Below are 21,419 nucleotides of genomic sequence, written 5' to 3'. Positions count from 1 at the left end.
GCTCGCGCGGACGTAGCTCAATGGTAGAGCCCCAGTCTTCCAAACTGGCTACGCGGGTTCGATTCCCGTCGTCCGCTCAGATGATGAAAGGCCAGGTCAGCCCATACGCGGCGACCTGGCCTTTCACGTTTCGCCAAAACTTCAGGAACTTCCGTGCCCGCTGCGTGCCCGATGGTTTTCTGGACCCGTTTTCGCGGGCTTTCTTGAATTCCTTCCCCGGCGCCCGAGCGATGGCCTGGTCAGGTCCTTGCTCGCGTGCTGGTAGACGAGCGCCGCCCGAGTGGAGGAGTGTCCCATTCCGGTCATCAGGCTCTTCGGGGCTCCCCCCGCTGTCCGATGCCAAGGTGTTACCGACGCGCCGGGGATCATGGAAGTGGAACGCCGGAAGACCCACCTCGGTCTGTACCTTCCTCCAGATCCCACGGGAGCGGGAGCGCCCCCTTGGGACCGACGAAGACAAGGCCGCCCTCCCCCGGCTCCGCGAACTCGTCGAAGTGTGCTCGCAGAACGGGAATGATCTCCGGAGGAATGGAGACCGTCCGCCGACCAGCCCGCGACATGGTCGAAGGTCTGAGTCCGACGTGACGGGTAAGGCACCAGATCTCACAGGGAGGCTTTGCGTCTCAGGGCCGTGAGGTGCCCGGCGGCGCGCAGGAAGGTCCTCAGGCCGGCCCGGGTTACCGGGTTCTCGTCCACGAACCGATGGGCCGCCTTGAGGGAGTCGCGCACGGCGGCGAAGCCGTACTCGCGCATCCTCGCCTCGTAGACGGCGATGGCCGCGACGGGGTCGCCGCCACCGGTGAGAGCGTCGCGAAGCGACCGGGCGTCGCGTAAGGCGATGTTGGCGCCGATCCCCCGCATCGGGGTCATGCTGTGGATCGCGTCTCCGAGCAGGGTGATGTTCGTGGCGGGCCAGGGGCCGATCGGCACCGAGGTGCGGATCGGCAGCAGCGAGACGGTGTCGGGGTCGGAGGCGGTGACCAGTGTGCGGAGGTCCGGGTGCCAGCCCTCGGTCATCCGGGTCACGATGTCCCTCAGCCGCTCACCGTCCATCGTGGCGAGGTCGTGGGGGAAGCGACCGGTCGCGGCGCCGAAGGCCCACATGACGTAGCCGCCGGTGTTGTCGAACAGGGCACCCTCCCGTTCGGTCCTGCCGATCCCCGGCGGCAGGACCGTACTTCCGGCGTTCCCGGCGCCCGCGAGATCGTGCGGCGCGGCGAACATGCCGAGGCCCCTCGGTGGAATGACCATGTTGATGGCCTCGTACAGGCCCGGGTCGATCAGAGGGCGCGTGGCGGCGGTGAGCGGGAACTTGCCCGCGATCGTGACGATGCCGGTGTCGACGCGGCGGGCGTGCGGCAGGTACTGGCGTCTGACGCGGGAGTTTCCGCCGTCGGCGGCGATCACGATGTCGGCGGTCTCGGCGGTGCCGTCGGCGAAGCGCAGGGTGACGGTGCCTTCGGGGTCACGGGTGTAGCTCTCGAAGGTCTTGCCGAACCGGACGACACCGCTGGGCCCTTCGAGGCCGGAGAGCAGGATCTGCCGCAGGGTGATCCTGCTGACCGAGTGGTGGGCGTCCACCGGATCGGTCACGGACGGACTTTCCAGGGTCAGCAGCGGTCTCATCCGGTGGCTGAGAAAGCGGAAGTCCTGTGCACCGCGACCGGAGGTGGCCAGGAACGCCTCCCACAGTTCGGGGGGCAGGCAGTCGCGCAGGGCCCGGGAGCCGTCGGGGTCGATGTGGACGCGGTAGCCCTGGAGCCGGTCGGAAGGGGTGCGGTCGCGCTCGTAGACCGTCACGTCGATCCCCGCGCCGTGCAGCCCCTGCGCCAGGCAGAGACCGCCGATCCCGCCTCCGACGACGGCGACTCTCATGTTCGCCATGGCATCACTATCAACCATCGGGATGAATCTATCAACCAAAAGGTTGATAGATTCATCCCGATGGTTGGCCGGTGTTACCGTGAGGCATGGACAAGCCCTCTCGCCGCGCCCCCGTGGAGCGCAGGCGTGATCCCGAGCGCACCAAGAGGCGCATCGTCGAGGCGGCCAAGGCCGAGTTCTCCGCCAAGGGATTCGCCGGAACGAGGGTGAGTGAGATAGCCGCCAGAGCCGGAGTGAACAAACAGCTCATCTCTTACTATTTCGGCGGGAAGGAAGGGTTACTCAAGGCGCTCACGGCGGATTGGCAGGGCAAGGAGAGCACCTTCGCCGGGACGTCGCCGCCGCCGACGCTGCCCGAACTGGTACGCGGCTACGTCACCGCGACCGTGCGTGACCGCGACCTCGCCAGGATCCTCATCTGGGGTGGACTGCAGGACGACGGCGAGGAGGACTCCGCGCTGCTCAGGGACATGCGGGACAACGTCGAGGACCTGCGCAGGCGGCAGGCGGAGGGGGAGTTCCCCGCCGACCTGGACCCCGCGTACCTGCTCCTGATGCTCTTCGCCGCGGCCGACGCCGGAGCGATATTCCCCCAGCTGGTCCGCGCGATCTGCGGGGACGATCCGGCGTCGGAGGAGTTCGGGGAGCGCTACGGGGAGCAACTGGCACGCCTGCTCCGCCACCTCAACACCGACAAGTCCTAGTTCGTATGGAAATATCTATGAATCTCTGTTAAACACGAGGTTCGCATGTAGATCATTCTTTACAATCCTCCATAACCAGAAGTCAGACTGCCCCTGGAGGGAAAGTGTCGGAGTTCGACGGCGTCATCGTGGGCGGAGGTCACAACGGCCTCACGTGCGCCGCCTACCTCGCGAAGGCGGGGTTGTCGGTCGCGGTCGTCGAGCGCAACGACGTCGCGGGTGGCGGTTGCAGCACCCAGGAGCTCACCCTCCCGGGATTCCGGCACAACACTCACAGCAGCTACCACTTCCTGGAGGAGGGCCCGGTCCCCGCGGACCTGGAGCTTCAGCGCTACGGCCTGCGCTACATCTACCCCGAGACCCAGCACGCCACGGTCTTCAGGGACGGCCGGGCGATCACGGTCTACACCGACCCCAAGCGCACCGCCGAGTCCTTCGCCCGTTTCTCCACGGCCGACGCCGCGCGCTGGCTGGAGTTGTACGAGCGCTACGCCGAGGCGGCCAGAGGGCTGATGAACGGCTTCCTGTACTCCAGGCCACTGCCGCCGCCGGTGCTCGCCGAGCGGATCAAGGGCGACCTGGGACGCGACATGATGAGCTACATGCCGCTCTCGCTGTACGAGGCCGTCGACAGAAACTTCGAGAGCGACCAGGTCAGGGTGCTGTTCAAGTCCTTCCTGCACGCGATCTCCATCGAGAACGTTCCCGGCACCGGCGGCTTCTTCCCCCGGCTGCTGTCGCGCATCGCCAGGCTCGGGGTGCCGGTGGGAGGCGCGGCCAACGTCGCGAGCGCGCTGCGCGCCGTCATCGAGGAGCACGGCGGCACCGTGGTGACCGGCGCCCACGTCGAGCGGATCCTGGTCGACGACGGGCGGGCCACCGGGGTGCGGCTCGCCACCGGCGACGTGCTCACCGCCCGCAGGTTCGTGGCCAGCGCGGTGGACGCCCCCCAGACCGTACGGCTCGCCGGTCCGGAGAACTTCGGCGCGGAGATCACCGCCAAGGTCGAGGACTACAGGTGGGCCGCGCACAGCCTCGTCACCCTGCACCTCGCGCTCGGCGAGGCGCCACGCTACCGGGCCGCCGAGTTCGAGCCCGACGTGGACCGGGCCTTCCTCGTGGTGCTCGGCGCCGACGACAGCGAGCAGCTCGGCCGTACCTTCGACCAGATCCACCGGGGGGAGCTGCCCGAGCGGCTGGCCGGCAACGGCGCGTGCCCCTCGCTGTTCGATCCCTCGTACGCCCCCGCCGGCAAGCACGTGGCGTTCTGGTGGCCGTGGGCCCCGTACGACCTCGGCGGTGACCCGGCCAACTGGGACCTGCGGCGCGAGGAGGTCGGGGAGCGGCTGCTCGCCGAGTGGGCCGAATACGCCCCCAACCTCACGGGGGGCGCCGTCCTGGGTAAACGGGTCTTCTCACCACTCGATATCGAGCGGCACTGCGTCAACATGGTGCGCGGCAGTCATCACGTGGGGGCCTACGAACCGTCCCAGCTGGGCGGCAACCGCCCGATTCCCGAGATGGGCCAGTATCGCACCCCCGTCGACGGCCTCTACCTCTGCGGCGCCAGCAGTCACCCGGGCGGCTCGGTCTCCGCGGCCCCCGGATACAACGGCGCCAACGCCATCGCAGAAGACCTCGAACTGGAAACCTGGTGGACGCCGGTTCCCGCACCCCGGTGGAGCGAGTGAAGTCCCGTTTTGTCACAAAAAATCCGGCCACGCCAGGGTTCAGGATGGGCAGTCCCGCGTCCATGCACGAGCAGCTGTCCCTGCTCAACGCCGCCAGCAAACGCATCGGCAGCACACTGGACGTGTTCGAGACCGGCAGGGAGTTGATGGACGTCGCCGTGCCGCGCTTCGCGGACGCGGCGGGCATCCTCGTACAGGACCGGCTGGTGACCGAGGGAGAGTTTCCCCAGGAGACCACCGACGGCTCGGCGCTGGTGCGGCGGATCGCAGTCGGCGTGGCCGATCCCTCTCCCGGCGAGTACGCCAGGGCGTTTCCCGTGGACGAGGTCGCCGTCTACGAGGCCTGGACCCCCTACGCCCGGTGCATGGCGACCGGCAACCCGATCCTCTATCCGCGCCTGGGGCGCAGGACCGCCGAGGAGATCGGGCGGTTCTGGAAGCGCGACTCGGTGTCGAAGGTGCTGGAGGACAGTTCGTTCCTGGTGGTGCCGCTGAAGGCGCGTGGCCGGGTGCTGGGCTTCGTCATCTTCACCCGCAGACCCACCAGCCAGCCCTTCGACGAGCAGGACGTCAACCTGGCCGAGGAACTGGCGGCCAGGACCGGGGTCTGCCTCGACAATGCGCGCCTCTACAACCGCGAGCGCCGCACCGCGCTGACCCTGCAGAGCAGCCTGCTGCCCGTCGACCTCTCCCAGCCTCTGGGTCTGACGATCGCCTCCCGTTACCTGCCGGCCAGCGACCTGGTCGGGGTGGGCGGCGACTGGTACGACGTGATCCCGCTGCCCGGCTGCCGGGTCGCCCTCGTCGTCGGCGACGTGATGGGGCACGGCATCAGGGCGGCCGCCACCATGGGCCAGCTCCGCACGGCCGCGCGCACGCTGGCCAGCCTGGACCTGAGCCCGGCCGACGTGCTGTTCCGGCTCAACCTGATGAGCCAGGACCTGGACGCCAGCCAGATCGCCACGTGTGTGTACGCCACCTACGATCCCGTCACGCGGCGGTGCGCGATCGCCTGTGCGGGACACGTGCCGCCGATCCTGGTACAGCCCGACGGCGAGACCGAACTGCTGGAGCTGCCGCCGGGGCTCCCCCTGGGCATCGGCAACGAGCCCGCCGAGATGCGGGAGTTCACGCTTCCCGGCGGGACCGTGCTCGCCTTCTACACCGACGGCCTGGTGGAGAGCCGCAACCGGGACATCGAGGAGGGCATCAACGCGTTGCGCGGTCTGCTCTCCGGCCCCGACCACGACCTGGAGGAGGTCTGCGACCTCACGATCAGGGCACAGCGGCCCGGACACGAGCGGGACGACATCGCCCTCCTGCTCGCCAGGGTGTCGGAGCTGACGGAGAAGGACTTCGCGGAGAGGTCACTGCCCTCCGACCCCCGCTCCGCCTCCCAGGCCCGCCGTTTCGTCCGGGCCACGCTCGACGAGTGGGGACTGTCCTCGCTCAGTGACAACACCGAGCTCATGGTGAGCGAGCTGGTCGCCAACGCGGTCGAGCACGGCCGGGGCGCGGTCGAGCTGCGTCTGCTGCGCGGGCCCACCCTGGTCTGCGAGGTGTCCGACGGATCGGTGTCCGAGCCGGTCATGCGGGAGGCGTCCACCACCAGCGACACCGGCCGCGGCCTGCACCTCATCAACTGGCTCGCCCACCGCTGGGGATCCCGCCTCACCCCGAAGGGCAAGATCGTCTGGATCGAGCAGAGGCTGCCATAGCCGTCTTGACCACGGGCGCCGGTGACGGCGACACGATCGAACGATCCTGCAACGGACGGGGCCTCGCGGTGCCGGAACGGGGCCCGGCGAGCCCTCAGCGGATCTCGTAGAGGGCGGTGGTGCCGCTGACCTCGTTGCCGACCACCAGGAGCGGGTGGCGGGTGGGACTGTCGGAGGCGGGGATGAACAGCACGCCCTCGGGACCGACGTCCCCGGCGGTGCCGTCCTCGACCGAGCCGGTGAAGTCGCGGGTGTTGACGTAGCCGGCCAGACGCGGGGCGCGCGGGTCGCCCAGGTCGTAGGCGACGATCCCGCCGACCCGCTCCAGCCCGGCGAAGGCGTAGGTCCGGCCACGCACCTCACCGACCGTGATCCCCTCGGGCTCGGGGCCCTTGTTGTCGCTGCGGCTGTCGAAGGAGTCGTTCTCCTCGTTGTCGGCGTTGAAGGCGCCGGGCAGTTCCCTGGCGACGAGCCGCTCCAACTGGTCGCCGGAGTCCCAGACGAGCTCTCCCGAGGTGGACCTGACCGAGATCGAGCGGGCGCCGAACGCGTGCAGTTCGGTGTAGGCGCCGTTCGCGTCCCTGGGCGAGTCGACGGCCACGTTCAGGCGGCCGAGCTCGGTGTCCTTCTTGAGGTTCTCCGCGTCGGGCAGCGCGAGGTTCAGCGACTTGACCCTGACCTCGTCGGCGTGGCAGCCCCACTCGCGCCCGTCGCCCTCGTTGGCGGTGACCAGGTAGGTCCGCCCACGGTCGCGGAAGTGCGCGATCGCGTCGGGCTGGTACATGCCCTTCACCGGCCGGGGCCTGATGTCGATCTTCCCGTCCCTGTCCGACGCGTCGAACCCGCTCTTCGACCAGTCCTTCAGCCCCAGCGGGACGACGTCGCGAACCACGACCCGGTTCAGGTCGACGATCGCGAGCGCGTTGTTCTCCTGAAGGGTCACATAGGCGGTGTCGCCGTCGACGGTGACGTACTCCGGCTCCAGATCCTGGGCCGCGGTGGCGCCGGGGCCGGTGATCCGCACTCCCCTGGCCCGCAGCCGCTCGGCGTCGAACTTCGCGAACCCCGCGGTCCGCACCGTCCAGCGGTGCAGGTCGACGACGCTCACCGAACCCTCGGGGTCGGCCGCCTCGCCCTCGCAGTAGGAGGACGGCTCGCCCTCGTTGGCCACGACCACCCGGGTCCCGTCCGGAGTGAAGGTCAGCATGTCGGGCAGCGCGCCCACGGTCACCTGCCTGAGCTTCTTCCCGCTCGCGGCGTCGAAGAAGGCGACGGTGCCCGGGTCGGTCTTGACCGCGGCCTGCTGGGCCACGGCGACCAGGCCGCGGCGCACCGCGACGCTGTTGGCTCCGGGGGTGGCCAGGGTGGCGACCTTGCGCGGCTTGCGCGGGTCGCGGATGTCGAGCACGTCGACGGTACCGGCCTGCGCGTTCACCACGAAGACCCTGCGGGTGGAGGCGTCGTACGCGGTGATCTCCGAGGCCCCGGCGGTTCCGGCGGTGTGACGGCCGAGGAAGGTCAGCGTGATGCCCCGGTGGCCGGATTCGGCGGTGGCCGGAACCGCGGAGAGGGGCAGGAGGAGCAGACCGGTGACCGCCGCGGCGGTCGCCCTGGTGAAAGTCATGGTGCGCATGAGATGAAGTTTCGCAAAATATCATGACTTACTGCTGACGTCGATCTGACCGTGGAATGAAGTCCCCGGTCAGGTGTGCACCCTACGGAATTCCTTGGGCACCTCGGGCATGACGGTCATGTCCGTTGACGCGATGACTACTGGCTGTTCAGGGGTTACGGTCAAGATGAGAGCCGGGAGGAGACCCGGGAGGGCATCGGGAGGGGCATGATGACCATCGACGTACCCGAGGCTTACCACCGCGCACTGGACGACTTCGGCGCTCTTGTCCACCGGATCGGCCCCGAGCAGTGGGAGAACCCGACCCCGTGCGTCGACTGGGACGTGCGTGCTCTCGTCAACCACGTGGTCGGCGAGAACCTGTGGGCTCCCGTGCTGCTGGCCGGGGGGACCTCCGCGGACGTCGGCGACGCCTTCGACGGAGACCTGCTGGGCGACGATCCCATCAAGGCCTTCGACACCTCGGCCGTACCCGCCATCCAGGCGGCGACAGGCGTTCACGCCCTCGGCCGCCTCGTCCACCTGCCGTTCGGCGACGTGTCCGGCCGGGAGTACATCACCGAACTGTTCGCCGACGCGCTCATCCACACGTGGGACCTGGCCCGCGCCATCGGTGCCGACGAGCGTCTCGATCCCGAGTTGGTCCAGGCCTGCGCCACCTGGTTCAGCGACGCCGAGCCCGGCTATCGGCAGGCCGCGGCCACCGGGGAGCACCCGCAGCCTCCCTCGGACACCGACCCGCAGACCCTGCTGCTCGCCTCCTGGGGCCGCCGCGCCTGACCATCGGAGCGCGTGCCGTCAGCCCGCCGCCGGCCGCCGGCCGTGGTTGGCCCTGCGCTTCTTGCGCGCCCTGGCCTTGCGTGCTCGTCTGCCCATGCCGACCACCCCTTCGCCGAGGTTCCTCCGGATCCGTACGGGACTCGATCTCACTCGCCCAGATCTTCACATTCCTCCTGGAACGTCCGTCGCGCAAGGTCTGGACGGCGATCCGTCCGGCTCCAGCGGACCGTATTTCCCCGGCGTTTCCCCCGTCTTGACGTTCCCCACCCGTTGGATGGACGCGTGACCGGGCTCCTCACCTGTCAGGCCGGACTCCCGGCTCCGTCACCGGACTCTAGGCTCCGTCACATGAGCGAGAAGCTGATGGCCCGCTGGCGATCCCTCGTCGGCGCGGGGGCCGACCCCCTCGGCCGCGAACTGATCACCCGGTACGACGAGCCGCACCGCAGGTATCACACGACCGCCCATCTGGAGGCGGTGCTCACCCATGTCGACGCCCTCGCCGACCACGCGGGGCACCCGGACCTGGTACGGATGGCTGCCTGGTTCCACGACGCCGTCTACGACCCGCGGCGCGCGGACAACGAGGAGCGGAGCGCGAGGCTGGCCGAGCGCGCGCTGCCGGAGCTGGGGGTGCCCGCGGAGGATGTGGCGACGGTCGCCCGGCTGGTCAGGATGACCGTCACGCACGCACCCGCGTCCGGCGACGCGGACGGGGCCGTGCTGTCCGACGCGGACCTGGCGATCCTGGGCTCCTCCCCCGACGTCTACGCCGCCTACGCGGCGGCCGTGCGCGAGGAGTACGGCTTCGTCCCCGACGACGTGTTCAGGGCGGGAAGGGCCGCGGTGCTGCGCTCGCTGCTCGATCTTCCGGTGATCTTCCATGTCGCCGATCTGGAGGGGGCGGCGAGGGCGAACATCGCGGCGGAGCTTGATCGACTGTGAACGGCCGGCCACCACAATCCAACAACCTCCCCCACCTGGTCGTGGTATTTTGGTGGAATCTGATGGATTAAGGGGAGTGAGGCGATGCTCGCCCAGCAGCGACAGCAGGCGATCCTGGAAAGGGTGCGCGGCAGCGGCGGGGTCAGGGTCGCCGATCTCGTCCGGGAGCTCGGCGTGTCCGACATGACGATCCGGCGCGACCTCGAGGTGCTCTCCGAACGCGGCCTGGTGGAGAAGGTCCACGGTGGCGCCACCGCCGCCGGGCCCGGCTCGACCGAAGAGCCGGGTTTCGCCGCCAAGTCGGTGCGCCAGCAGGCGGAGAAGGAGGCGATCGCCCGGCACGCCGCCCGGCTCGTCCGGCCGGCCACGGCCGTCGCGCTCTCCGCGGGCACCACGACCTGGACGCTCGCCCACCACCTCGTCGACGTGCCCGAGCTGACCGTGATCACCAACTCGATCCGAATCGCCGACGTCTTCCACCGCTCCCCCAGGGCCGACCAGACGGTCGTGCTGACCGGCGGGGTCCGCACCCCCTCCGACGCGCTGGTCGGTCCGGTCGCGGTCTCGGCGATCCGCGGCCTGCACGTCGACACCCTCTTCCTCGGCGTGCACGGTATGAGCATCCGCGCCGGATTCACCACCCCCAACCTGCTCGAGGCCGAGACCAACCGCGAACTGGTCGCCTCCGCGCACCGCCTGGTGGTGCTCGCCGACCACACCAAGTGGGGCACGGTCGGCATCAGCACGATCGCCGAGCTGGCCGAGGCCCACATCGTGGTCACCGACTCCGGCATGACCGAGAAGGCCCGCGAGGAGCTCGCCGCCTCGGTGGGCGAGATGATCATCACCGAACCCCAGCGCGAGAGCGAGATCGCCGGCCGATGAAGCGTACGATCACCCACCTGGCCGACGGCCGGGAGCTTTTCTACTTCGACCGGCGCGACGACGCCGACCGCACGGCACCCGACCGGCGCGACCTGCCGCCCCGTCCCGCCGCCTCCGAGCTGCGCTACGACCCGCTCACCGAGGAGTGGATCGCGGTGGCCGGGCACCGCCAGGGCCGCACCTTCCTGCCCCCCGCCAACGAGTGCCCGCTCTGTCCCTCGACTCCGGGCAATCTCACCGAGGTCCCCTCCTCCGACTACGAGGTGGTGGTCTTCGAGAACCGGTTCCCCTCGTTCTCCGCCCAGCCGGGCGACCACCGGCCGATCGGAGGGCTGAGCGAGGTCCGTCCGGGGGTCGGCAGGTGCGAGGTGGTCTGCTTCACCTCCGAGCACGACTCCGCGTTCTCGCGACTCTCCCCCGAGCGGGTCGAACTGGTCATGGAGGCCTGGCTCGACCGTACGGCGGAGCTGTCGGCGACACCCGGCGTGGAGCAGGTCTTCTGCTTCGAGAACCGGGGGGCGGAGATCGGCATCACCCTGGCCCACCCGCACGGCCAGATCTACGCGTACCCCTACGTGACCCCGCGCACCAGGCTCACCCTCGGGGCGGCCGAGCGCCACAGGGGGCGGACGGGCGGCAACCTGTTCGCCGACGTCCTGGCCGCGGAGCGTGCGGCCGAGATCCGGGTGGTGGGCTCGAACGAGCACTGGACGGCCTTCGTCCCCGCCGCGGCGCGCTGGCCCGTGGAGGTCCACCTCTACCCGCACCGCAGGGTCCCCGACCTGGTCGCGCTGGACGCCGGGGAACGCGCGGCGTTCGGCCCCCTCTACACCGACGTGCTCCGCCGCCTCGACGGGATCTTCGGCGTGCCCATGCCGTACGTCGCGGCCTGGCACCAGGCACCGGTCTCCACCGGCCGCGATCTGTCGTACGCGCACATGGAGCTGTTCAGCATCCGCCGCGCGCCGGACAAGCTGAAATACCTCGCCGGGTCGGAGTCGGCGATGGGCGCCTTCGTGAACGACGTGTCGCCCGAGGCGACAGCACAACTGCTGCGCTCTGTTGTCACGAACTGATTACCGCTTGGTCTCGTCTTGAGGTCGCATGACCTGCTGTTTACCACTACTATCCTTCCCACATCGGCTGTAAACGCTGATTTGCCTAATCCCGGGCACCTTGCCCGGGAGCCGGGGAACCACCGCACCTGGGGTGAAACCACTTCGGTGGAAGGGCTTCCTCCAGCCCGAACCCGTCAGCTAACCCGGTAGGCGTAAGGAGAGGAGAGTGCGTGGCGGCCCCGTCCCCCACGTTCCGTCGGCGTGCGTCTCTGGCCCTCTGCCTGAGCTCGATCGTCGTGTTCACCATCGGCGCCCCCACCGCCGGAAGCGCGGACCCCAAGCCCACCGAGGCCAAGCTCCGCGCCGAGCTGGCCAAGCTCGGCAAGCAGGTCGACAAGCTGATCGAGACCTACGCGGCCACCCGCGAGTCGCTCAAGATGGCGCAGAAGGCCGAGATCGTCGCCAAGCAGAACCTGGAAAAGGCCGAGAAGACCTACGTCGAGGCCAAGCGGGAGGTCGACTCCATCGTCCAGTTGCGCTACCAGAGCAGCGGCGGAGGGCTGCCCGCGCTGATGTTCTCCGGCGACATGGGCGCCGCCGCGGTGATGGAGCAGCTCACCGCCCAGCAGGCCGCCCACCTGGAGGGCTTCGTCAACAGCATCGAACGCAGGAAGCGGGCGGCCGAGACGGCCGCCACGCTCACCGATGAGATCGGCGACGAGGCCAAGGAGGTGCAGGCGCAGCGCGAGAAGGCCGAGAAGCTGATCCGCGACATGAAGAACAAGCTCGACCGGCTCGCCCCCACCGGTTCCGGCCGTCGCGCCGACGGCAGCTGGGCGCCGCAGCTGCCCACCGGCGCCGACAACATCACCGACCGCACCCGGATCATGCGCGACGCCGTCATGAGGCGCTTCAACCTGCCGTACTCGGTCGGCTGCTACCGGGCCGTCAACGACGGCGGCGAGCATCCTCTGGGCCGTGCCTGCGACTTCATGATGAGCGCCGGTGGCGCGATGCCCACGGCCGCCAACCTCGCGCTCGGCGACGAGATCGCCGCCTGGGCCATCAAGAACAAGGCCAAACTCGGCGTGAAGTACGTGATCTGGCGCCAGCGCATCAACCACGGCTCCGGCTGGAGGTTCATGTCGAACCGAGGCGGCATCACGGCCAACCACTTCGACCATCCGCACATCTCGATGTACTGATCTCCGGGGGGCGTCCGGTCGCGTGAGCGGCGGCTCACCCCTGGGCGCCCCCGTGGGCGAAGGTGGGCGCCGCGCCCGTGGACGCGGGCTCGACGGCGCCCCCGCCCGCCTGGAGGGGGGCGAGGTCGACGAATATGCGGTAGTCAGAGATCAGGCCGTCGTCGCGGGTGCGCCAGATCGATACGGCCACGACGCCGACGTCCGTGCCGTCGAGCCGCCGGTAGGTCACCTCGGTCTCGGCGATGATGTCGGCGTCCACCTGCCAGTTCCGCACGATCCTGTGCCGCAGGCCGCCGATGGTGGAGAAGAAGTCCCGCAACCCGGCGGCGATGGCCTCGCGTCCCGCCATCGGCTCGGCGTTGCCGAACACCAACGTGGCGTCCTCGGCCAGCAACCGCACGAACTCGTCGGGGTCGAACGAGTCGACCGTCCGGAAAACGCGTCGCACCGCGTCGTCGCTCATGCCGATCCTTCCTCACACCGTCGGGATCACTGGTGGGGACGATACGGGGCGAGGGACGAGGCACAACTATCGCCGGGGTAGGTGTCCCGTCGCCCGAAGGCACACCGAAGGTCTGCGGAACCGGGGCGCGACGGCCAGGTCGGCGCACCGCGCCGGATCGCGGCGCGTCCAGCCCTCCGCACCCCTCGTCAACGGCACCGGCCCCTGGTTCACCGATGCGCGGCCTTCAGGCCGACCTCTCCCAGACATTCCAGTACGGCGTCGACGGACATCAGGAACGGGTCGGACTGCAGAATTCGCGTGTGCATCGTGCTCATTTCCTGACCCGGCAGGATTCCCAGCTCCCGGTCGAGCAGCACGATGGTCTCCTGGAACACCTCCAGCGCCTCCCCTTGGCGACCGGTCCGGTAGAGGGCGAGCATCAGCAGGGTGCGGAACCGTTCGTGGAACGGGAAACGCATGATCAGGCCGCGCAGCTCGGGTATGGTCTCGAAGTGGTTCCCGAGGCCGATGTCCGCGCCGATGCGAAGCTCCAGCAGTGAGGTTCGCAGTTCCTCCAGCCGGCTGACCTCGTGGTCCGCGACGGCGCTCTCCGCCAGGTCCGCGTACGGCCTGCCGCGCCACATGTCGAGCGCCTCCGCCGAACAGCGCGCCAGATCCTTTATGTCGGAGGAGAGCATGGCGTTCAGCGCCTGTTTGGCGAGCGCCTCGAACCTGTGGACATCGAGTTCGTCGGGATGCGTGACCAGCGCATAGCCCTCACCCCGCTGCTGGATCCGGTCGTGGCCGAGAACATGCCGGAGGCGGAACACGTAGACCTGCATCGCCTTCCGCGGATTCTTGGGTTGTTCGGTCCACAAAATATCCGACAGGATCCCGACGGGCACCGACTGCCCCGCTCTGCTGAGCAGTATGCTCAACAACTTTCGCGGTTTCTGGGCCGGCATCGGCACTTCGACGCCGTTCACGGTAACCGCCAGATCCCCGAGAACGTGGAACTGTACCTCGCCCTCCGGGAGGGTGTTAGGCGACATGTGTTTTCCTTCGCGGGTGGGAAAGGGACGTCAGCCTCTTCATGGGAATGTCGTCTTCTCCGCCGTGCATGCCGTCACGGAACGACGGTCGCGCACGGATCGGGAACGTGAGGTGTCGGTCGATGACAGGCGCGTACGACGTCTCGACGAAGCGCCACCTCGATCAGGGCGGAACTGTGCCGCCGCGCTCGGAACGGGTGGCCGGTGGCTCGGCCGGAAACGTGAATCGCGGATCTCACCGGTCTCGCACCCGATGGGAAGGCCCGGAAAGGGGACCCGAAAGAGGGTCGTGAACCGCCTTCGCCCCATGGGCGACGGGACGGGACCCGCTGCGAGCCCCCTGACAGCGCGTACGGTCCTGGGGAGACCATCGCGGGCGCGCTCCGGCGCGGCTCAGGTCACACCACTACGGCGAGCGCGGCCGCTTCAGCCGAGGGCCGGATCCCGCCCTGTGCTCCCGGTCAAGGTCCGTACGAGCGGGATGTGACCGCCCTTCGCGCGGCGATCCTCCCGATTGATCGCGCGCGGCCGCCCTGTGGCGTGCCCTTCCTGGACGCGCGGCGACATGAACGTGAACCGCTCGCACCGGCGGCGCCCCAAGCCGACCATGTGCCTGTCCACGGTGATTTCAACGTGCCTGAGAACATGAAAACGCACAGCCATCCGGTAGCCCCCATACCTCTTGTCTGCTTCCGGCCATTATACGTAAATGCTGGACACAGTTGTGGCTTTTACCTCAAGCTGAAAAGTTGTCATAAGCGGATATATCTCGCACGAGTTACGGACATGACGTTATGTCTTCATAACGTCATGTCCGTAACCGGCGTTTCCGGCGGACACCGAGCTGCCCCCGAGCTGCCTTCGGGCTGCCTCCGCGCCCCGGCTCGGCGAACCGCGGTGAGGTCACGAGGTGAGGTCACGCGGACGCCCGCGGTTAGCCGTTCTCCGCATCGGCCTTCATCCAGCTCGGCTTCACCGCCATCATTTTCGCGGTCTTGGCGGGGTCCCGGTCGACGAGGTCCCCGAGCACCTCGTCCACCCGCTTCAGGACGGCGTCGTCGATCGTCCTGCCGGACGCCGAGGCGTTCTCGGTCACCTGTTCGGGCCTGGTGGCACCGGCGACCACCGAGGAGACCCCCGGCTGCCGAAGCACCCAGGCGATCGCGAGCTGGGCCGCCGAGAGGCCACACTCCCCCGCGAGCGGGAGCAGGGCCTGCACACGTTCGAGGAGCGTCGTGCCCAGAACCCTCCTGATGAAGGTGGGAGCCCGCCCGCCGGCCGTTCCCCGCGACCCGTCCGGCGGCTCCTGGCCCGGCCGGTACTTGCCGGTCAGCACCCCCTGCGCGAGCGGCTGGAAGGCCAGCTGGCCGATGCCCTCGCGCAGGCACAGCGGGACGATCTCCGGTTCGACGACCCGCCACAACATGTTGTACTGCGGCTGGTTGGAGACGATGCGGCTGCGCAGCCCGAGCTCGCCGGCGATGGCCAGCGCCGACGCGATCTGCGGGGCCGTCCACTCGGAGACGCCGAGGTAGAGGACCTTGCCCTGGCGTACCAGGTCGTCGAAGGCGATCAGCGTCTCCTCCAACGGGGTCGTCTCGTCGAAACGGTGCGCCTGGTACAGGTCGAGGTAGTCGGTACGCAGCCGGCGCAGGGACGCCTCGCAGGATTCCACGACGTGCTTGCGACTCAGGCCACGATCGTTCGGTCCCTCGCCGGTGGGCAGGCAGACCTTCGAGGCGAGGACCAGCGACGATCGTCTCACCCCGTCGAGCGCGGCGCCCAGCACCTCCTCGGCCGCTCCCCGCGCGTAGACGTCGGCGGTGTCGAAGGTGGTGATGCCCGCGTCGAGTGCCGCCCGGATGCACGCGACCGCCTGGTCCCGATCCACCAGTTCGCCGTGGGTGAGCCAGTTTCCGAAGGTGACTTCACTGATCATCAGGCCGCTCTGCCCGAGGTGGCGATATTCCATTGGTCGTCAGGATGCGGCGCCCTCCTTCGAGGAGCCCGTCTTCCCGATCCTCCTTTCGGATGAAGGTCACGATACTGCTCCGCGCGCGGCACGGCGGATCGGTCGCGCGGGCGCCGATCCGCCGACGTGTCAGGACGCGCGGCTCCGGTGTGCGTTCCCACCTCTGAACTCGCCCGCCTCGCCCGGACGCGCGTCGTCCCGAGGGATGGACGGGTCGCCTGGGCGACCTCCGGGGAAGACGGTGGCGAGAGGGTGAAAGGCCCTCCTGTAGTAGATCAGCGGAGCACCGTCACGCACGCTGTACGCCTGTACCGCGCCGATGACGACCTCGTGGTCCCCCGCGGTGAGCACACTGTGCACGGTGCACTCCAGTGAGAAGAGCGCGTCGGGGACGACCGGCGGGCCGTCCCGGGTGAGTGCTCCCCATCCACCCTTGACCTTGTCCAGGGCCGTCGTCGCGAACAGGCGCGCCACGTCGTCGTGGTGCTGGCGGAGCATGCTCACCGCGAAGCGTCCCGACTCCCGTATGGCGGGCAGCGTGCGTGCGGACCGCGCCAGGCAGACCAGGACGAGCGGAGGTTCGGCGGAGACGGAGCAGAAGGCGCTCACGGTCAGACCGTGCGAGCCTTCCCGCTCCCCCCGGGCCGTGACGACCGTGACGCCGCTGGGAAACCGGGCGAGTGCGGCCCGGAAGCCGTCCACGCTGATCATCGTCGGGACGTCATGCCGTGAACGGACGCAGCACCAGTTCGACCGTGCGGTCCTGGAGGGTGAACGTCGCCTTCTGCCCGGGTACCGCGTCGTCGAGCCAACGGTGGAAGTCCTCCATCTCCTTGAGCGTGACGCCGTCGATGGCGTGGATCTCGTCGCCGGGCTGGATCCCGACGAACTCGGCGGCGGAGTTGATCGCCACATCCTGCACGACCATCCCGGTCTCCGGGGTGACCCCCAGCGGGATGATGCCCGTCTTGGGCGGCGTCAGCGTCTTGTGGAACTGGAACGGGCGGTGCTCCAGGTAGGCCGCGAGCCGCTCCAGGTAGTGCCACCAGTGGTGGTCGTAGGCGTCGAACTCCACCCGGGAGCGGACCGAGTCACTGAAACCCGAGTGGCGTACCTTCACCTCGGTGCTGTCCTCGTCGACCTGGACGAACTCCACCTCCACGGAGGTCGGCTCGTCGTTCCCCGGCACGTCCCAGTCGTAGGAGCACGAGAAACCGGGGTTGACCTCGCGCAGCGTCGCCGTGAAGACGAGGTCGACCCTCCCTCCCCGGTTGAAGTGCCAGCGAAGCGGATCACCCGGCTCGACCGGGACGCTCGCGTCGTGCAGGTTCAGCCAGGCGCGGACCTCCTTGGGGTCGGTCCAGGCCTGCCAGACGCGCTCCCGGCTCACCTTGATCTCGCGTGCCGTCGATGTTTCGAGTGCCATGCCACCGTTCTCCATTCTTGGGATTCGCGTCGACGAGGGCACGGGCTCAGCCGTACACCGGTCGATCGCCTACTTGGCCCCCGCCTCGTGCAGGGCCCTCTCGACTGCGGCGTTGGAAAGCGTCAACAGTCCGATGAGCGACACGGCCGCCCCGAACAGTCCACCCACCCGGTAAACGGTCTCCAGGTCGGCGTGGGTCGCGATCTGACCGGCCAGGAATATGCCGACCGGCATCAGCCCGAAGGCCACGAGCCTGTTCACGCTGCTCACCCGTCCGGTCAGCTCCTTGGGGACGATCGCCTGCCGGATCGAAACGGTCGTGACGTTCCAGGTCATCGCGGTGTAGCCGGTGATGGCGAGGCCGAGGGCGACGAAGGCGACCTCACCGGTGAACCCCAGGATCGCGAAGCCCAGCGCGCCCAGCATCGCCCCGCCGAGCGCGGACCTCGCCGGTCCCAGCCGGCGGGTGAACATCCGGCACGTGAAGCCCGCCGTCACGCTGCCGACCGCGACCGAGGCGAGCAGCAGACCGTACGCCACGTCGCTGATCAGCATGACCTGGCGGGCGTACAGCACCAGCATCGCCAACTGGCCGACCGTGCACATGTTGGTGAGACCCGCGACCAGGGTGAACACCCGGAGCACGCGATGGCGGGCCAGCCAGCGCACCCCCTCGCCGATCTCCTCGCGCATCGCGCGCCGGGGTTTCGCGCCGGGCGCCGTCGCCGCCCGGACACCGTCGGTGCGGAAATCGCCGCGCATGAGGAACGAGAAGAGGGAGCTCAGGGCGAAGCTGACGGCGTCCACGCCCACAGGTACGGCACGGCCCACGGTGTAGAGCACACCGCCGAGCGCCGGCCCCAGGAACTTCAGCGCGACCGTGTTCGCGGTCATCAGCCTGCTGTTGGCCCGCTCAAGCGCCTCCCGGTCCTGCGAGACGGCCATCGGCAGGATCGCCGAGCGCGAGCTGTCGTAGACGGTCTCGATCGACGTGATGCTGAAGGCGATCACCATGAGGAGCGGGATCGAGGCCCAGCCGCCGAGCACCGCGACGAACAGGACGATGAGGATCGCGCACCGGACGGCGTCCGACACCCACATCGCCCGGCGCCGGTCCCAGCGGTCGGCGAGCGCGCCTCCCATCAGGGCGAGCAGCAGCCAGGGAAGCTTGTCCGCCATCCCGACGAGGGAGAGCGTCGCCGGATCGCTGGTGAGGTCGGCGGCCAGCAGCGGCAGCGCGGTGACGGTCAGGCCGTTTCCCACGCTCGAGACCGACCAGCCTCCCCAGAGCAGCCAGAAGTTGCGGCCGAGGCCGCTGGAGATCTTCGAGCCCAGGCGCCGCCCTCCGTGCCCGCCCGGTGGCGCGCCGGAGACCTTCGGTTCAGCCGTGGTCCGTAGGTCTCCGGCGCCCGGGACCTCCCTCGTCGTCATGCGCTCACGCCCTCCGGGGTGGAGTCCTCGGGGAGCAGCGCGGCGGGGTCGAGTTCGAAGAGCAGGCGAGTGGTGCGCGCGACTCCGTCCGCGTCTCCCAGCCGCCGCCGGCAGAGCACCGCCTTGTACGCCGCGCCGGCTCCCCGAAGACCACCCGCCTGGGCACCGAGCTCGAACTCCACCGCCGCCCGCTTGAGGTCGCCTTCGCGCTGGAACCAGGCGCCGGCGAAGTAGCGCGCGGAGGGCTCGTTGCCGTCCAGCCGCAACAACTGCTCGGCCGCCCGTTCCACGTGTTCTGCGGGGTGGAGCATGGTGCCCGCCTTCACGGTCACGTCCAGGAGCAGCCTGGTGTTCTCCCGGGCGCTGTGCCACTGCTGCGAGTCGGCGGCGAGGCTCTCGGCCTCGGCACCCGCCTCGTACGCCGCGTCCATCGCCTCCCGCGCCCCGTACTCGTCCTTCTCCGTGATCCGGTGAAAGGCCGCGGCCCGCCAGAACCTGCTCACCGTGAGCGCGCGCGACCAGGGCTCGACCTCGTTCAGGGTGGGCAACAGCTCCTGGCCGTACGCCATCCAGTAGTCGCTCCCGCGCTCGCCTCCCCTGTCCCGCAACAGGATCGAGATCAGCTGGGTGCACGAGAGCACGCGCGGTACCGGCAGTTCTCCCTCTGTGGCGAGCCTGGCGAAGGCTTCCGTCACCGCGGAGTCGCGCAGATGCTGGCGCAGCGCCCGCGCGGTCTCGTAGGCGAGGTGGTCGCCCGCGGGGTGGGTGCCCTCGGCGCCGCCGGCGGTCAGCTCCGCCGCGAGCCGGTAGAACCCGAGCTGCGTGAGGATCCTGACGAGCACCGCGCGCCGTGGTACGGACTGATGCGGCCACTCGGCGATCTGGCGGCTGAGGAACAGCCACGGTTCCAGGCCGGTGTTCGCCGCCACGTCCGCCGGCGAGTCCCCCAGGAACACGTCCTGCCTCGCCTGCCTCGCCAGCCAGGACCGCGAGTCTCCCTGCAGGATGAGGGAGCAGTGCGGAAGCAGTTCGTCCTGGTTCTCGTCGCGCAGCAGGGCGAGCAACAGGGGGGTGCTCTCGGCGCAGAGCGGCCCGCCCACCGTGGAGGTCAGCGTGAACCAGGCGCTCCAGTTGCGCCGCAGTCCGACGGTGTCCAACTCGACCACGGGCGGGAACTCCAGATCCCCCCACGCGACGTCGTCCGCGCGCGTATACGTGTGCAAGCCCGCCAATGCCCCACTCTTTTCCAGATCAGCCGATCACATGGTCAAGTATGGTTAAAAGGCGGGAGAAGACTTATGAAATCCTCTCCCGCCAGATATCGGCGTTCAATTCACCGAATTAGTAGACCTCGCTGGGCGCGTACACCTCGCTCGGCGCGTAGACCTCGCTGGGGGCGTACACCTCGCTCGGGGCGTAGACCTCACTCCGCATCTGAAACACCTCCTTTCGGGGTTGTTCCTTGCTGGCGGAGTCAGCTTTTCCGAGTGCAGTTTCACGATGGTTTCGCGTCGGTTTCACGGCACCTTTGACAGTTCTTGAATATGGTTGTCCTGCCTGGTGGCCGGGGTTCGAATCTTTTCCCGCGACCCGCCGGCCCCGGTGGTTCGACCCGGTGCCGGGGGTCGTTCGGACCGGGAGGGCCCGAGGTGCCGGACATGAGTCCGCCCCCGGCCCAAACGGCCGGGGGCGGGCTGTGCGACGGCGTTCTCAAAGCGTCTTCGGCCGGTCCGTGTCCCGCCCGGGAGAGGCCGGAGACGCCGGAGACACAGGGCGCTCGGAGGACTTCGAGCGCTCGGGAGCCTCGGGACGGCGGACGTGGACGGGAGTGCCGATCGGGGTCATGTCGTAGAGCGCCTTGGCGTTGTGCAGCGGCACCCGGATGCATCCGTGGGACGCGGGGTGCCGCGGGACCCGCTCCGAGCCGTGGAAGCCGATGCCCTGGTTGAAATAGATGGTGTAGAACTGGTCGCCCAGCGGCCCGCTCGTCCATCCGGGCGTCCGGTACCAGGCGCGGAAGTCACCGGTGGGCGTGACCGCGACCCCGCAGTGGCCTTTCTTGCAGTAGTGTTCGCCGTTTCCGGTTGAGATGTGGGAGACCAGCGCGGGCCTGCCGTCCTTCCACGCGGTGAGCAACTGGCGGCGCAGGTCGATCTCCACCCTCGTGGGCTCCCCGTACGGCACCAGCGGCTTGAGGCGCGCCGGGCGGGAGAGCGCTCGCCAGGTCCGCGGGTCGATCTGGTCGGTGGCAGGCAGTCCGTTCGCCTTCTGGAAGGCCCACACGGCCGCGCGCAGCGCGGGACGGTACTCGTCGCCGACGTCTCCCGGCCCGAACCCCAGCCGGTCGAGGCGCCGGTAGATCTGCTGGACCTGGGCTCCCCTGTCGCCGACGCGAAGAAGGGGGAACCGGGCCGACGGGGTGTGCTCGGAACGAGGCATGGGCGAAGGGCTTTCGTGGGGAACGGGTGGTCCTGAATGCCGCGACGACATGACACCGGTGTTCACGACACCGAATGGCAGGCACGCGGTGAGCACGAGGGCCGAGTTCGCGACCAGGAAGCACTTGACGGTTCTCCGCATTTTTGACGCC

Annotated in this window: 19 protein-coding genes, 1 tRNA gene and 1 riboswitch; of the genes, 9 read left to right on the top strand and 11 right to left on the bottom strand. The window is 69.1% G+C overall.

Annotated features, from left to right (window positions below):
• Positions 1–6 precede the first annotated feature (6 nt).
• Positions 7–77, top strand: a tRNA-Gly gene (locus ACFY3D_RS28705).
• Positions 78–603: 526 nt separating this feature from the next.
• Here the strand turns inward: ACFY3D_RS28705 and ACFY3D_RS28700 are convergent.
• Positions 604–1,884, bottom strand: coding sequence for an FAD-dependent oxidoreductase (locus ACFY3D_RS28700; protein ID WP_389984836.1), 1,281 nt, complete (start codon positions 1,882–1,884; stop codon positions 604–606).
• Between the two features lie 86 nt (positions 1,885–1,970).
• Here ACFY3D_RS28700 and ACFY3D_RS28695 point away from each other — a divergent pair, with 86 nt between their 5' ends.
• The 3 genes from ACFY3D_RS28695 to ACFY3D_RS28685 all read left to right on the top strand — a co-directional run bounded on the left by ACFY3D_RS28695 (position 1,971) and on the right by ACFY3D_RS28685 (position 5,997).
• A complete protein-coding gene (locus ACFY3D_RS28695; RefSeq protein WP_362514978.1) occupies positions 1,971–2,588 on the top strand; it encodes a TetR family transcriptional regulator in 618 nt (205 codons plus the stop codon).
• Between the two features lie 104 nt (positions 2,589–2,692).
• Positions 2,693–4,279: a phytoene desaturase family protein gene (locus ACFY3D_RS28690; protein WP_389984833.1), complete on the top strand. Its 1,587-nt coding sequence runs from the start codon at positions 2,693–2,695 to the stop codon at positions 4,277–4,279.
• 44 nt (positions 4,280–4,323) lie between these two features.
• On the top strand, positions 4,324–5,997 hold the full coding sequence (locus ACFY3D_RS28685; RefSeq protein ID WP_389984830.1) for a SpoIIE family protein phosphatase: 1,674 nt from the start codon (positions 4,324–4,326) through the stop codon (positions 5,995–5,997).
• Between the two features lie 94 nt (positions 5,998–6,091).
• Here the strand turns inward: ACFY3D_RS28685 and ACFY3D_RS28680 are convergent, their stop codons facing one another.
• Complete coding sequence (locus ACFY3D_RS28680) at positions 6,092–7,630, bottom strand: choice-of-anchor I family protein (protein ID WP_389984828.1); 1,539 nt, start codon at positions 7,628–7,630, stop codon at positions 6,092–6,094.
• A 207-nt stretch (positions 7,631–7,837) separates the two neighbouring features.
• Here ACFY3D_RS28680 and ACFY3D_RS28675 point away from each other — a divergent pair, with 207 nt between their 5' ends.
• Entirely contained in the window at positions 7,838–8,410 is a 573-nt protein-coding gene (locus tag ACFY3D_RS28675) for a TIGR03086 family metal-binding protein (protein WP_389984825.1), read from the top strand.
• Positions 8,411–8,428: 18 nt separating this feature from the next.
• Here ACFY3D_RS28675 and ACFY3D_RS28670 read toward each other — a convergent pair whose 3' ends face one another.
• Complete coding sequence (locus tag ACFY3D_RS28670; RefSeq protein ID WP_350949513.1) at positions 8,429–8,560, bottom strand: hypothetical protein; 132 nt, start codon at positions 8,558–8,560, stop codon at positions 8,429–8,431.
• Between the two features lie 198 nt (positions 8,561–8,758).
• Between ACFY3D_RS28670 and ACFY3D_RS28665 the strand changes: the two genes are divergently transcribed.
• From ACFY3D_RS28665 to ACFY3D_RS28650, 4 genes are all read left to right on the top strand, one after another.
• Positions 8,759–9,355: a metal-dependent phosphohydrolase gene (locus ACFY3D_RS28665; protein ID WP_389984822.1), complete on the top strand. Its 597-nt coding sequence runs from the start codon at positions 8,759–8,761 to the stop codon at positions 9,353–9,355.
• An 84-nt stretch (positions 9,356–9,439) separates the two neighbouring features.
• Entirely contained in the window at positions 9,440–10,240 is an 801-nt protein-coding gene (locus ACFY3D_RS28660) for a DeoR/GlpR family DNA-binding transcription regulator (RefSeq protein ID WP_389984819.1), read from the top strand.
• Positions 10,237–11,316 (top strand): galactose-1-phosphate uridylyltransferase, encoded by a 1,080-nt coding sequence (galT, locus tag ACFY3D_RS28655; RefSeq protein ID WP_389984816.1) that lies wholly within the window; start codon positions 10,237–10,239, stop codon positions 11,314–11,316. Before ACFY3D_RS28660 ends, galT begins: the two co-directional genes overlap by 4 nt.
• Before the next feature lie 72 nt (positions 11,317–11,388).
• Positions 11,389–11,525, top strand: a riboswitch (cyclic di-AMP (ydaO/yuaA leader).
• A gap of 3 nt (positions 11,526–11,528) precedes the next feature.
• Positions 11,529–12,503: a hypothetical protein gene (locus tag ACFY3D_RS28650; RefSeq protein WP_350949509.1), complete on the top strand. Its 975-nt coding sequence runs from the start codon at positions 11,529–11,531 to the stop codon at positions 12,501–12,503.
• A 34-nt stretch (positions 12,504–12,537) separates the two neighbouring features.
• Here ACFY3D_RS28650 and ACFY3D_RS28645 read toward each other — a convergent pair whose 3' ends face one another.
• The 8 genes from ACFY3D_RS28645 to ACFY3D_RS28610 all read right to left on the bottom strand — a co-directional run bounded on the left by ACFY3D_RS28645 (position 12,538) and on the right by ACFY3D_RS28610 (position 21,409).
• Positions 12,538–12,966, bottom strand: coding sequence for a nuclear transport factor 2 family protein (locus ACFY3D_RS28645; RefSeq protein WP_362900062.1), 429 nt, complete (start codon positions 12,964–12,966; stop codon positions 12,538–12,540).
• A gap of 209 nt (positions 12,967–13,175) precedes the next feature.
• A complete protein-coding gene (locus tag ACFY3D_RS28640; RefSeq protein WP_362900060.1) occupies positions 13,176–13,889 on the bottom strand; it encodes an AfsR/SARP family transcriptional regulator in 714 nt (237 codons plus the stop codon).
• Between the two features lie 1,045 nt (positions 13,890–14,934).
• Complete coding sequence (locus tag ACFY3D_RS28635; protein WP_362900058.1) at positions 14,935–15,972, bottom strand: aldo/keto reductase family protein; 1,038 nt, start codon at positions 15,970–15,972, stop codon at positions 14,935–14,937.
• Positions 15,973–16,101: 129 nt separating this feature from the next.
• Positions 16,102–16,683, bottom strand: a complete 582-nt coding sequence (locus ACFY3D_RS28630) for a flavin reductase family protein (protein WP_389984813.1) — start codon at positions 16,681–16,683, stop codon at positions 16,102–16,104.
• A 10-nt stretch (positions 16,684–16,693) separates the two neighbouring features.
• Positions 16,694–17,398 (bottom strand): SRPBCC domain-containing protein, encoded by a 705-nt coding sequence (locus ACFY3D_RS28625; RefSeq protein ID WP_362766312.1) that lies wholly within the window; start codon positions 17,396–17,398, stop codon positions 16,694–16,696.
• A gap of 69 nt (positions 17,399–17,467) precedes the next feature.
• On the bottom strand, positions 17,468–18,829 hold the full coding sequence (locus tag ACFY3D_RS28620) for an MFS transporter (protein ID WP_389984809.1): 1,362 nt from the start codon (positions 18,827–18,829) through the stop codon (positions 17,468–17,470).
• On the bottom strand, positions 18,826–20,052 hold the full coding sequence (locus tag ACFY3D_RS28615) for a hypothetical protein (protein WP_389984806.1): 1,227 nt from the start codon (positions 20,050–20,052) through the stop codon (positions 18,826–18,828). The genes ACFY3D_RS28620 and ACFY3D_RS28615 overlap by 4 nt, the downstream gene beginning before the upstream one ends.
• A gap of 487 nt (positions 20,053–20,539) precedes the next feature.
• Entirely contained in the window at positions 20,540–21,409 is an 870-nt protein-coding gene (locus tag ACFY3D_RS28610; protein ID WP_389984803.1) for a L,D-transpeptidase family protein, read from the bottom strand.
• Between the last annotated feature and the right edge of the window lie 10 nt (positions 21,410–21,419).

The sequence above is a fragment of the Streptosporangium sp. NPDC000509 genome (assembly GCF_042898365.1).
GTDB lineage: Bacteria > Actinomycetota > Actinomycetes > Streptosporangiales > Streptosporangiaceae > Streptosporangium.
Note: the sequence above shows the minus strand (reverse complement) of the source record. Positions and strands in the feature narration are given on the sequence as shown.